Source organism: Oceanobacillus sp. M65 (assembly GCF_052246275.1).
Taxonomy (GTDB): Bacteria; Bacillota; Bacilli; order Bacillales; family Amphibacillaceae; genus Oceanobacillus_B; species Oceanobacillus_B jordanicus.
On record NZ_JBQQCJ010000001.1, the window covers coordinates 589,358 to 601,788 of the forward strand.

Below are 12,431 nucleotides of genomic sequence, written 5' to 3' on the forward strand. Positions count from 1 at the left end.
AACTGCACGTCATCCCCACCAAATACTTCCAATGCATATAATAAAAACTAGATCTATCACTCTATCATTCTATTTTCAAAAACAAATTCAGTTTACTAGTTTAAAATCTTCTTGGCCTGCCCATACTGTTGCTAGTACCCACAGTTGGAAGGAGATTGAATGATGAAGAAACTAGTACTTATCGTCTTTATATTTATTTTATTACTTATAACGTTTCCTTTAATAGGAATGAGTCAGCTTGAAGAAAAACAGGGTGGAACAGATTATCAGGTTATTCCAGATGAGGCAATCAGGTTAAGGATTTTGGCTAATAGTGATAGTGATGCAGACCAAGAGCTAAAAAGAATGGTACGGGATGAAGTGAATGAAGTCATTACAGAGTGGGTAGCCGAAATAACGGATATTGAGGAAGCTCGTAAACTAATTGAAGCTCGAATCCCTGAAATAAATGAAATAGTAAAAGAAGTATTAAAGGGAGAAGGTTCTAGTGACTCCTTTAAAGTTGAATATGGTTCGGACATTACCTTTCCTGCCAAGCTATATGGAGATTATGTGTATCCAGCAGGAGAGTATGAGGCAGTGCTTATCACGATAGGTGAAGGGAAAGGCAATAATTGGTGGTGTGTGTTATTTCCGCCCCTTTGTTTCCTTGATTTCTCAAATGGAACTACTGTAGCGGCAGAGGAAGATACGGAAGAGGAACCTCAGGTGGCGGAGGAAAAAACAGAGGTGAAGTTTTTCCTTTTTGAATGGTTTGGTTGGTCATAATCGTTTCATTTCGGCATACATTAGAATAATATAACAGATTCTATTAAAAATAGTAGAGGTGATCGAGTATGAATCTAATTCCAGCAAATCAAATGGATGCAAAGAAGGTAGAACAGTTTCTAGAGAAGAATGAGGGTATAAATAAAGTTAGTTTAGTAAGAGCAGGTTATGTTGTTGAGGTCGCCGGCGAAATCGTAGGGTGTTTTTCTCTAGAAACAATGGAAGAAGGAATTTACTGGTTAAAGCAATTATATATAAACCAAACGAACGCTTCCAAGCTTCCTGTTCTATTAGAGGCAATATTATCCTTAGCAAAGCAGCAACAGGCTAAAAGTGTTTATGTACACAGTCACCAACCAGTGGTGGATATTTTATTGGAAGCATTACAATTCCATCCACAGAAGGAAAAGATATTCGTGGATAAGTACAAGAGAGATGAGGGGAATTGGTGGTTATACCACGTTTCTTGATTAATACTACACTTATCCACAAAAACGGTGGATAACCTGTTAAAAAACTGTGCATAAGTAAGAATTACTGTTCATAACTTCTCTTTTGATGAAGGGGAATAGTTTAAATAAAGGGGGTAGCCTGTGGATAACCACGGGCTGTTTCTGTTGTGGAAAAGTCGATCGTTTCCATTTGTGGAAAACTTGTTCCCGCAATACCAACGATGCTACAAAACGTGAGACTTTGCGAAATAGGAGGGAATCTAATAAAATGGGAAAAGGAAAAGAGGGACATGAATGGATACGAAACGATGGTATGCTAACGATTTTCAACAGGATAAACAAGAGGCAATCCAGTCTGCAGCAGAATTATTAAAGGCTGGGGAGACCGTTGCGTTTCCCACCGAAACAGTTTATGGACTTGGAGCCGACGCGACAAATGAAGTAGCGATTAGTAAGATATTTCAAGCGAAGGGGCGTCCACAGGACAATCCCCTCATTGTTCATGTTGCGACACCCCAGCAGTTAAAAGAGCTTGTAACATCAATCCCAAACTATGTGGATAAACTGCTTGAAGCTTTTACTCCTGGCCCCATTACATTCGTATTGCCGAGTAATGGCCGATGTGCTGAAAATGTTACTGCAGGTCTTGATTCCGTAGGGGTTAGATTGCCTGGTCATCCAATAGCATTGAAATTATTGCAGGAAGCTGCTGTGCCTGTCGCTGCGCCAAGTGCAAATTTATCTGGAAAGCCAAGTCCAACCTCTGCAGACCATGTGTGGGCAGATTTAAATGGAAGGATTGCTGGTATACTCGATGGCGGAACTACAGGAGTCGGATTGGAATCGACAGTGCTTGATTGTACACAGGCTATCCCGATCATTCTACGCCCGGGTGGAATTACAAAGGAACAACTTGAGGAAGTAGTAGGAACAGTAATGATCGATCCTGGTTTAGCGAATGATAAGGAGCGTCCAAAATCCCCAGGCATGAAGTACAGGCATTATTCCCCAGACGCTCCTTTATGGCTAGTGGAAGGGTCTTCGGAAAAACTTCAACAGGTGATTGATGCGGAAATGAAGAAAGGCCATCGTGTTGGGGTGATGGCAGCTAGCAAGACAGTGACTGCAATAGAGGCAGATTTTAAAATAGACTTGGGCGCTAACATGGAGACAGTGGCTGCTACTTTATACGATGCCTTACGCATGTTTAATGAACATGATGTAGACCTTATTCTTTGTGAAGCTTTCTCGGAACAAGGGATCGGACAGGCTGTCATGAACCGATTAAAAAAAGCTGCTAGCGATTATATTAAGTAGAAAATAATTGGGTTGACCTCATAATCCCTCTTGGACATGCATATAGTTTAGAAGCATGTTCAAGGGGGATCTTAATGTCAGGATATGTTGGTGAATTTATTTCAATTTTATTTCTAGCCTTTGCGCTTGGTATGGATGCATTTTCTGTGGGGCTGGGCCTAGGAATGCAGCAGCTGCGTCTAAAACGAATAGCCCTGATTGGCATTGTCGTTGGTATTTTTCATATTTTAATGCCGTTTATTGGAATTGTATTAGGGCAATTTATTTCAGAAGGAATTGGGCAGATAACCATTTTATTAGGTGGCCTTCTGTTAGTTGGAATTGGCTCTCAAATGCTGTTTTCTGCTTTCAACCATGAATTGAAAAAAGTCATAGAACCAGTTGGAACAGGGCTCTTAATCCTTTCTTTTAGTATTAGCATTGATAGTTTCTCTGTAGGGTTAGGTCTTGGGATGTCAGGAGTTAAAACAGCTCTCGTGTTATTAATGTTTGGTGCAGCTAGTATGCTTCTATCGTGGACGGGAATGTTGCTAGGGAAGAAGGTCCGTGGCTTGTTAGGGGCATATAGTGAGATTTTAGGTGGGAGTATCTTAGTAGCATTCGGTATCAAAATAATATTTGGCTAACTTGTAAACGGCAAGGCTCTGGTTTAAATGCCAGGGCTTTTTTTGTTTTCTACTAATTGTGGTTATCTTCGATGCTTTTTCCTTATGGAACTGACATGCAATCCTGTTATGTGATATATTTAGAATAGAGAATTTTTACACGTTAGGAAAGTGAAAATTTTAGCTAGAAAGCAAGATGATGTAGTTGAAATTTTGAATTCCCAAGTATAAGAAAAACGTACACGTTCGCCAAAAGACGAGCGAATGTGCGTTTTTCAGCGGAGGTTCATTTATGAAGATATTATTTGTCTGTACTGGGAATACATGTCGTAGCCCGATGGCTGAGGCGCTTGTTAAACACAAAATACCTGAAGCAGAGGTACAGTCAGCAGGGGTTTATGCAGGTACTGGAGAACGGGCAAATGTAAATGCAGTAGAGGTTTTAAAAAAACGCGGGATACAGCTTCAACATGTCTCCCAACCTGTTACCGACAGCTTGTTGCATTGGGCCGACGTGGTAATGACCATGACAACCCAGCATAAACAATCCTTGATTATGACGTTTCCAAGCTACCAGGAAAAGTATTTCACCTTGAAAGAATATGTTTCAGAATCAGATAAAAAAGTATGGAATGAGCTAAAGCAAGCATATGCAGAATATGAAGAGAAGCGATCTTTGTTTATTCAAAAGAACCAACATAAATTAGATAACATACGGCTAGATAAAGAACTTAGGGGCTTTTTGGCAGACGACCTTCAGCATATAAGAAGCCTAGAAGCGATGCTAATTAACTATGATATTTCGGATCCATTTGGTGGAAGTGTGGAAGTGTACCAAAAAACACTAGACGAAATGGATAAATATATTGATCTCCTGAAAAAGAAGATTAACTAGGAAAGATGCTAGAATACTTTAAAAGAAATTCACATACCAACACAGAAGGGAAGAGGTCACGATGAAGGTTATTATTACGGCAGATCATGCTGGCATGACAGTACGCAATGTAGTAAAGGAATTATTAGAGGAAATGGGCATTGACTATGAAGATACAGGATGCAGCTGTGAATCATCGGTTGATTACCCTGATTATGCCCTGCCTGCAGCCGAACGAATAGCGAATGGGGAATTTGATCGTGGAATCTTTATCTGTGGTACAGGGATTGGCATGTCTATTGCAGCTAATAAGGTAAAAGGCATTCGTTGTGCGTTAACACATGATATGTATTCGGCAAAACTTACTAGACAGCATAATGACTCGAATGTGCTGGCACTTGGGGAGCGCGTGATAGGTCCTGACCTTGCTCGCGAAGTTGCTAGAGTTTGGCTTGAAACAGAATTTCAAGGCGGTCGCCATGAAAATCGCATTGGTAAAATTGGCACGTATGAAGGCAAGGATGCCTAAACGTCAACAAGATACAGACTGAGGTGGGTAACATGACGGAAATCTATGACAACCTTAAGGCAGAGTTATCAGAGATCGTACAGGAATGGAACCACGGGAAGTATTTGCGGAAAAACCTTCCCTTCGTCATTGGCTGTTCTACTAGTGAGATAGCTGGAGAGCGAATTGGGACAGCAGGAAGTGACACCATCGCAGAGATTGTTTTTGCGTCGGTAAAGGAGTTGCAGGCTAAAACGGGTATTTTTCCCGTTTTTCAATGTTGTGAGCATTTAAATCGCGCACTCGTCATGGAGCGAGACGTGATGGAACACCTACAGTTGGAGGAAGTATCTGTTGTCCCTGTTCGAACTGCAGGAGGAGCAATGGCTACTTACGCCTTCCGACATTTAAAAGACGCCGTTGTAGTAGAAGCCGTACAGGCTCATGCTGGTATGGATATTGGAGAAACGATGATTGGGATGCATTTAAAGCATGTTGCTGTTCCATTAAGGTTTAAGCAACGATTTGTTGGAAAGGCACGGGTCACCACTGCCATGACTAGACCTAAACTCATTGGTGGTCAGCGTGCACACTATGAACATATACAAGCTAATTCTAGCTGTAAATAAATTTACATAGGGGGCAATACGTATGGAGCATGTAAAACAAGCAGACAAGGAAATTTTTGAGGCAATACAGGCGGAGAAAACCCGCCAGCAGGAAAAAATCGAGTTAATCGCATCGGAGAACTTTGTCTCTGAAGCAGTCATGGAAGCGATGGGATCTGTTCTAACTAACAAATATGCTGAAGGATATCCAGGTAAAAGATATTATGGTGGTTGTGAGCATGTCGATGTGGTGGAAAATTTAGCGCGTGACCGTGCTAAAGACTTATTTGGCGCAGAACATGTAAATGTGCAGCCACACTCTGGTGCACAGGCAAATATGGCTGTTTATTTTACCTTGCTTGAACCAGGTGATACAGTGCTTGGGATGAACTTAAATCATGGTGGACACTTAACACATGGTAGCCCAGTGAATTTTAGTGGAACCTTGTACAATTTTGTGGATTACGGTGTAGACAAAGAAACAGAACAGCTCGATTACGCGTCCGTGCTTGAAAAAGCGATGGAAGTAAAGCCAAAATTAATTGTCGCAGGTGCAAGTGCTTATTCTCGTATTATTGACTTCTCCAAGTTCCGTGAAATTGCGGATGCTGTAGGGGCTTATCTAATGGTTGATATGGCGCATATTGCTGGGCTTGTAGCCACAGGCCTGCATCCAAACCCAGTACCTTACGCTGATTTTGTTACGACCACAACCCATAAAACATTACGTGGGCCAAGAGGCGGCATGATCCTATGTAAAGAAGAGTACGCAAAGAAAATAGATAAATCTGTGTTCCCGGGAATGCAGGGTGGTCCACTCATGCATATTATTGCGGCGAAAGCTGTATCGTTTAAAGAAGCATTGAGTAATGAATTTAAGACATACTCTAAGCAAATTATCCAGAATGCGCAAACGCTAAGTAAAGCATTGAATGACGAGGGAGTACGCATTGTTTCCGGTGGTACGGATAATCATTTACTATTATTAGATGTTACCCCACTTGGCCTTACTGGAAAAGTTGCGGAAAAAGTACTTGATGATATCGGAATTACAACAAATAAAAATACCATCCCATTTGATACCGCTAGTCCATTTATCACAAGTGGTGTTCGTGTGGGAACTGCTGCTGTAACTTCTCGTGGTTTTGGGGAAAAAGAAATGAAAGAGATTGCTTCCATTATTTCACTAACCTTAAAAAATCATGAAGATACTGCAAAGCTTAACGAAGCGAAGGAACGTGTAGCAGAGCTAACATCTAAATTGCCTCTCTATGCATAAGATAAAGGATGTCCTTTTTGGGCATCCTTTTATTTGTATGCGAAGAAAGATGGTTATGTACGAAGCTTTTATTATTTAACTTGAAAGCATGGCTTTTTTTCAGTACAATTTGAAGGATGTATTAATTCTAAAGGAGTGATCGGCAAAATGGGTAACGTATTCGTACTGGATCATCCGTTAATCCAGCATAAATTGACCTACATAAGGAATAAGGACACAGGAACAAAGGAATTTCGTGAGCTAGTTGATGAAGTAGCAATGCTAATGGCTTTTGAAATCACACGAAATCTTCCCTTGCAGGATAAGACAATTCATACACCTGTTGTAGAAGCACAGGCGAAGGTGCTTTCAGGTAAAAAAATTGGCCTCATTCCGATATTGCGTGCAGGTCTTGGAATGGTTGATGGGGTTTTAAAATTAATTCCTGCTGCAAAAGTTGGTCATGTCGGACTATATCGTGATCCGGAAACATTTCAGCCTGTTGAATATTATATTAAATTACCATCAGATATAAATGAACGTGAATTAATTGTGATTGATCCAATGCTTGCAACCGGTGGTTCGGCAAATGATGCGATTCATTCCTTGAAAAAGCGTGGCGCGGAAAACATTCGTCTTATGTGTCTTATTGCAGCACCAGAGGGCGTAGAAATGATTAAAGAAGAACACCCAGATGTTGATATTTACCTAGGTGCCTTGGATGAAAAACTTGATGAGAAAGGCTATATTGTTCCAGGTCTTGGGGATGCTGGAGACCGTTTATTTGGTACGAAATAGATAAACTGGGTTAGGAGTGCTTGTCATGAAGAATCGTATAAAAGTAATGACCATTTTTGGGACAAGGCCAGAAGCGATCAAGATGGCTCCGCTTGTTTTAGAGTTGCAAAAACGAGCAGAAGAATTTGACTCCATTGTTACGGTTACGGCACAGCACAGGGAGATGCTTGATCAAGTGCTGGAAATCTTTCAAATCACACCAGATTATGATTTGAATATCATGAAAAAACAGCAGTCGCTTGCACAGATTACCACAAGAGCCCTCGAAGGTCTTGATGAGGTGATGAAGGAAACGAAGCCTGACATCGTACTCGTGCATGGTGACACAACAACTACGTTTGCTGCATCGCTTGCTGCTTACTATAACCAGATTGCGGTAGGGCATGTAGAAGCTGGGCTCCGTACATGGGATAAATACTCCCCTTACCCGGAGGAAATGAATAGACAATTGACCGGTGTAATGGCCGATCTTCATTTTTCGCCAACGGAAAAATCAAAGCAGAATCTACTAAATGAAGGGAAGCCTGCTGAACGGATTGCGGTAACAGGGAATACAGCAATTGATGCACTAAAAACAACAGTCGATCATGCATACACTAGTCCGATTATCGAAGCAATTGGTGATAAACGATTGGTGCTCATGACAGCCCACCGTAGGGAGAACCTTGGGAATAACATGGAGCAGATGTTTCGGGCTATTAAACGATTGGTTGAGACACATGATGATATCCATGTTATTTATCCTGTCCATCTAAATCCAGTCGTACAAAATACAGCAAAAAACATCTTGGGTGATGATGAGCGGATTCAATTAATTGAACCACTTAGCGTAGTAGATTTTCATAACTTTGCGTCAAGAGCGCACTTGATTCTCACGGATTCTGGAGGGGTACAAGAAGAAGCTCCATCCCTTGGTGTACCCGTTCTCGTGTTAAGAGACACGACCGAACGACCAGAAGGTATTACCGCTGGCACATTAAAGCTTGCTGGGACAGATGAAGAAAACATTTTCACGATGGCTAACGAGCTTCTTTCTGATGACAAGGCACACAAGGAAATGGCGAAAGCCTCAAATCCTTATGGTGATGGACAAGCTTCAAAAAGAATAGCTGATGAAATTGTGAAGTATTTTAAATAAAGCGAGAAGCCATCCTTTGAGCGGGATGGCTTTTCTTATGCATAAATTTCCCTTTCTCTTCAAAAACTAATCTGAAAAGGAGAGGTTGGGAATGCGGTATATTTTATCCATTATAAGTATTATTGTTTTATTGCTACCATATCCACAAACGATCGTGGCAGAGAAAGATGATACACAGTCGCTGATCATTGAGGTTACTGGAGATCCGCAAGTACATAAGGAATATATAGAAGCACACCACCCATATGTCGAGGTGGTTGCTTCTTATGAAATGTTATTTAAGGGATTAGCTATCAGAGGAACCCCAACAAGACTTGCCAAAATGGAAGCACTCCCCTTTGTAAAAGCTATTCACTCGGTGCAACAGTACCAATCTGATAAGACAAAGAAGAGCTCACTAAAGGCAGACGCCTTGCCAAAGGACGCTGTTTATCCAGAAGTTTTCAATAACACACGCTACACAGGAAAAGGGATAAAGGTTGGGATAATAGATACTGGTATAGATTATAACCATCCTGATTTACAAGCGAATTATAAAAAAGGCTATGACTTAGTAGACCTTGATGATGATCCCATGGAAACGCAAGCTAACCAGGGCATCCCTACACTACATGGAACTCATGTGGCAGGAATTATTGCCGCAGATGGGGAATTAAAAGGAGTCGCTCCTGACGCCGAAATTTATGCTTATCGAGCTCTTGGACCTGGAGGAAGTGGTACATCGGTACAAGTAATAGCGGCAATGGAACAGGCAGTAAAAGACGGCGTCGATGTGATGAATCTTTCATTAGGTAACAATGTGAATGGACCGGATTATCCGACAAGTCTTGCTGTAAACCGGGCAGCAGCATTAGGAGTGGCTGTCGTCATCGCCAATGGAAATAACGGTCCAGCCGATTGGACTGTTGGTTCACCTGCCACCGCATCGAAGGCTATCTCCGTTGGGGCCACAAGTCCTGCCAAACAGAATCCCTATCTTTATGCGAGGTGGGAAGACAGAGAGATTGGACTAACGTCTATGGTAGGATCCGTACCATGGAATTTGGACACATTTTATAAAATAGCTGTAGAGGGAGAAGAACTGTCCAGAAAAATTGTTGTCTTACAACGCGGGGAAATTCCTTTTTATGACATGGCAAAACAGGCAGAAAAAGACGGAGCGATTGCTGTACTCATTGCAAACAGTGAGGAGGGGACTTTCCAGGGTTCTATAGACAATGCGGATGCCCCAATTACCATTCCGGTAGCCTCTATTTCCAAGGAAGACGGACAGTGGCTACAACAAATGGCTGAAGAAAGCACTTTGCAGCTGGAAACCCAGTATAAAGAGCTACCTGCTTCGGTTGCAGACTTTAGTTCACGTGGTCCTGTCACAATTAATTGGGACATTAAACCTGATGTACTTGCTCCAGGAACCAATATCATGAGCTCCGTTCCTAGTGGCTACCAAGCTCTGCAAGGTACGAGTATGGCAGCACCTCATGTAGCGGGAGCGATTGCTTTAATGAAAGAAGCACATCCAGATTGGTCAAATGACCAGATTATTGGTGCTTTAAAGACGACCGCTTGGAAAATGCAGCAGGATGATAAAGCTGTAGCTCCCATTATGCAGGGATCAGGTGTGATGGACCCGGACGCTGCAATCAACGCAACCACGATAATCAATGACCCTGCGTTAGCCTATGGAAAATTTACAACGTATAGGGAAGAAAAATCAAAACAGCTATTTATCACAAACCAATCTGATGAAACAAAAAGCTACACGTTTACTATTCCGAAGAAGCAAGGGGGCATACAATGGAGTTTGCCACAAAGATTCGTACTGAAGCCAGGTGAGGAAAAGGCGGTCCCGGTACAGCTGGCAATTACTTCTAAACAATTAGAAGAAGGTGTGCATCAAGGTTGGCTAACGGTAGATGAAGGAGACAATCGCTACCTTCTTCCTTATTTATTCATAAACCAAACAGCTGATAATCCAAAAGCAATGGGATTTGAATTTGCTTTAAAGCCGTTTTCAGAAGAGGGTTACATTTATAAACTATACCTCGCCGAAAATGCGGAAAGCGCAAAGGTGGATTTGTACGATCCGGATAGCTTAATGTTTGAAAGAACCCTTTTGGAATTAGACGAAGTTAAAACTGGAGAAAATGAAGGACAGTTAACCAAGAAGCAATTGGGAGCTCCGGGAGAATACATGGCGCTTATTACTGTTCGCTTGGATGATGGCTCCACGGAAAGCTATCAGACAGACTTAATCATTAGAAATTAAACGGTGAAAGGTGAATTCCTTTCATCGTTCACAAAAATGTCACTTAATAGTCACAGAATTTCCTATATAATGGAGGGGAAGCTTTATGGAAAACGTAACCCTTATACTTTATTCCGTAAAGAATTCCACAGCATGAGGAAGCCATGAATGCTTACCGAAGAAGAAGAGGCAGGAAAAATTTTGTCATAACTTGGCGAATGTTCCATAACCTGCTATTGGAAATGCTGTTTTCCGAATACAGCATTCACCAATCGGCTAGTGAAGAAGATTTTCCACCTTCACAGCCTGAAAGAGAAATTATTCTCCTGTTTTCTCCTTAAATAAGGACCTCTGGAGAGAACAGAAATCTATCAAAAATATCTACAGAAATTGGATGTCATTTTAAGGATAAACATCCGTAAAACCGATTGACAATAGGGGTGGGCTATTGTACACTTGCTAAGTGTAGAATGGTAGGGGTTTCATAGGTTTGCAATACTTATATTTTTGCATAACAAAATGTACATAGCCTGCCGTTTAAAGCCTATAATCTTGCACTAGATGAAATACACGTTTTTACTTCAGTTAAATGATTGTGAAAAAATCACAGCACAGGACAATTATTGGCGACAAAGGTTCTTAAAGGGAGGACCTTTTACCTGAAAAACTAACTGTATAATTGGAAAACTTACGAGAGAAGAGGGAACTATGTCGCAATATGGGAAAATGAGTATACGTCAACGAAAGTACATGTTCTATCTTCTAACGTTATGGGTGCTTGGAGCAGGGTTTACGCCGTATTCTCGTGTTTTCTTGGGGCTACTTCTAGGTACAGTTGTAAGTTTTTATAACCTCTATTTGTTGCAAAAGAAAATAGATGACTTTACCGAAGCGGTAGCTAAAAAGCAGACTGCAAGAGGTTTAGGCACTGTTTCCCGATTTGCAGGAGCAGCGTTAGCCATTATTGTCGCTCTTCGTTATGAAGATATTTTTCACGTCATTGCCGTACTAATTGGATTAATGACATCCTATTTCGTCATTATGATAGATTTTGCTGTGTACAAGAAGAAGGAGTAATGTTTGAAAGAGGGGTGAGTAAGGTGGATCATGGAGCACCAATAATTGAGAATTTATTTGGTATATCCTGGTTAAGTGTTAATCTATCAAATATCTTGATGATGTTTATCACATCAGTCATTGTATTTGTACTTTGTGTCCTTGGTGCAAGAAGACTGCAAATGAAGCCAACGGGTGCACAAAACGCCATGGAATGGGTGCTTGACTTTGTGAAAGGGATTATCAATGACACGATGGATTGGAAGACTGGAAAACTATTTCTTCCGCTAGGGTTAACCCTATTTACATATATCCTTGTCGGAAATATGCTTGGGGTTATGACGAACGGAGTAGTTGGACATGATCTTTGGTGGAAATCACCAACAGCTGATCCGGGAATTACATTGACATTATCAGCAATGGTCATTGTACTAACTCATTTCTATGGAATAAAGCTACGTGGAGGAAAAGAATATGTGAAAGACTATTTCCGACCAATGTGGCCGCTTTTCCCGATTAAGATTGTAGAAGAGTTTTCCAATACGCTAACACTCGGTTTGCGTTTGTTTGGTAACTTGTATGCAGGGGAAGTATTGTTAGCTTTACTAGTTGGTTTGACAACGTCAAGTTGGCTTGGATTCCTTGGGGGAGCAATTCCGTTTCTCGCATGGCAAGGATTCAGTATATTTATTGGCGGGATTCAGGCATTTATCTTCACAATGCTGACAATGGTTTACATGTCGCACAAGGTTAGTGAAGAGCATTAATTTGGTAATTAGCCAGTTTTAGTAGACCATCTAC

Annotated in this window: 14 protein-coding genes; all 14 read left to right on the top strand. The window is 41.3% G+C overall.

The window, feature by feature from the left end; genetic code table 11:
• The first annotated feature begins 162 nt into the window (after positions 1–162).
• A complete protein-coding gene (gene spoIIR, locus ACTWPF_RS02790) occupies positions 163–768 on the top strand; it encodes a stage II sporulation protein R (RefSeq protein ID WP_443148220.1) in 606 nt (201 codons plus the stop codon).
• Positions 769–836: 68 nt separating this feature from the next.
• Positions 837–1,238: a GNAT family N-acetyltransferase gene (locus ACTWPF_RS02795; RefSeq protein WP_443148221.1), complete on the top strand. Its 402-nt coding sequence runs from the start codon at positions 837–839 to the stop codon at positions 1,236–1,238.
• A gap of 276 nt (positions 1,239–1,514) precedes the next feature.
• Positions 1,515–2,537 carry an L-threonylcarbamoyladenylate synthase gene (locus ACTWPF_RS02800; protein ID WP_443148222.1) on the top strand — a complete coding sequence of 341 codons (1,023 nt, stop codon included), beginning with the start codon at positions 1,515–1,517 and terminating at the stop codon, positions 2,535–2,537.
• 74 nt (positions 2,538–2,611) lie between these two features.
• Positions 2,612–3,163, top strand: coding sequence for a manganese efflux pump MntP (locus ACTWPF_RS02805; RefSeq protein ID WP_106898035.1), 552 nt, complete (start codon positions 2,612–2,614; stop codon positions 3,161–3,163).
• A 271-nt stretch (positions 3,164–3,434) separates the two neighbouring features.
• On the top strand, positions 3,435–4,037 hold the full coding sequence (locus tag ACTWPF_RS02810) for a low molecular weight protein arginine phosphatase (protein ID WP_161464062.1): 603 nt from the start codon (positions 3,435–3,437) through the stop codon (positions 4,035–4,037).
• A gap of 61 nt (positions 4,038–4,098) precedes the next feature.
• Positions 4,099–4,545, top strand: a complete 447-nt coding sequence (gene rpiB, locus ACTWPF_RS02815; RefSeq protein ID WP_238017934.1) for a ribose 5-phosphate isomerase B — start codon at positions 4,099–4,101, stop codon at positions 4,543–4,545.
• Positions 4,546–4,577: 32 nt separating this feature from the next.
• Positions 4,578–5,153 (top strand): TIGR01440 family protein, encoded by a 576-nt coding sequence (locus ACTWPF_RS02820; protein WP_202606440.1) that lies wholly within the window; start codon positions 4,578–4,580, stop codon positions 5,151–5,153.
• A 22-nt stretch (positions 5,154–5,175) separates the two neighbouring features.
• On the top strand, positions 5,176–6,411 hold the full coding sequence (gene glyA, locus ACTWPF_RS02825; RefSeq protein ID WP_238017936.1) for a serine hydroxymethyltransferase: 1,236 nt from the start codon (positions 5,176–5,178) through the stop codon (positions 6,409–6,411).
• Between the two features lie 147 nt (positions 6,412–6,558).
• On the top strand, positions 6,559–7,188 hold the full coding sequence (gene upp / locus ACTWPF_RS02830; RefSeq protein ID WP_106898031.1) for a uracil phosphoribosyltransferase: 630 nt from the start codon (positions 6,559–6,561) through the stop codon (positions 7,186–7,188).
• A 25-nt stretch (positions 7,189–7,213) separates the two neighbouring features.
• Positions 7,214–8,326 carry a non-hydrolyzing UDP-N-acetylglucosamine 2-epimerase gene (gene wecB, locus ACTWPF_RS02835; protein WP_443148223.1) on the top strand — a complete coding sequence of 371 codons (1,113 nt, stop codon included), beginning with the start codon at positions 7,214–7,216 and terminating at the stop codon, positions 8,324–8,326.
• Between the two features lie 91 nt (positions 8,327–8,417).
• Positions 8,418–10,595, top strand: a complete 2,178-nt coding sequence (locus tag ACTWPF_RS02840) for a S8 family serine peptidase (RefSeq protein WP_443148224.1) — start codon at positions 8,418–8,420, stop codon at positions 10,593–10,595.
• Positions 10,596–10,738: 143 nt separating this feature from the next.
• Complete coding sequence (locus ACTWPF_RS02845) at positions 10,739–10,915, top strand: hypothetical protein (RefSeq protein ID WP_238017963.1); 177 nt, start codon at positions 10,739–10,741, stop codon at positions 10,913–10,915.
• A gap of 367 nt (positions 10,916–11,282) precedes the next feature.
• Positions 11,283–11,651 (top strand): ATP synthase subunit I, encoded by a 369-nt coding sequence (locus ACTWPF_RS02850; RefSeq protein ID WP_443148225.1) that lies wholly within the window; start codon positions 11,283–11,285, stop codon positions 11,649–11,651.
• A 23-nt stretch (positions 11,652–11,674) separates the two neighbouring features.
• Entirely contained in the window at positions 11,675–12,397 is a 723-nt protein-coding gene (atpB, locus tag ACTWPF_RS02855; RefSeq protein WP_106898581.1) for a F0F1 ATP synthase subunit A, read from the top strand.
• The last annotated feature ends 34 nt before the right edge of the window (positions 12,398–12,431 follow it).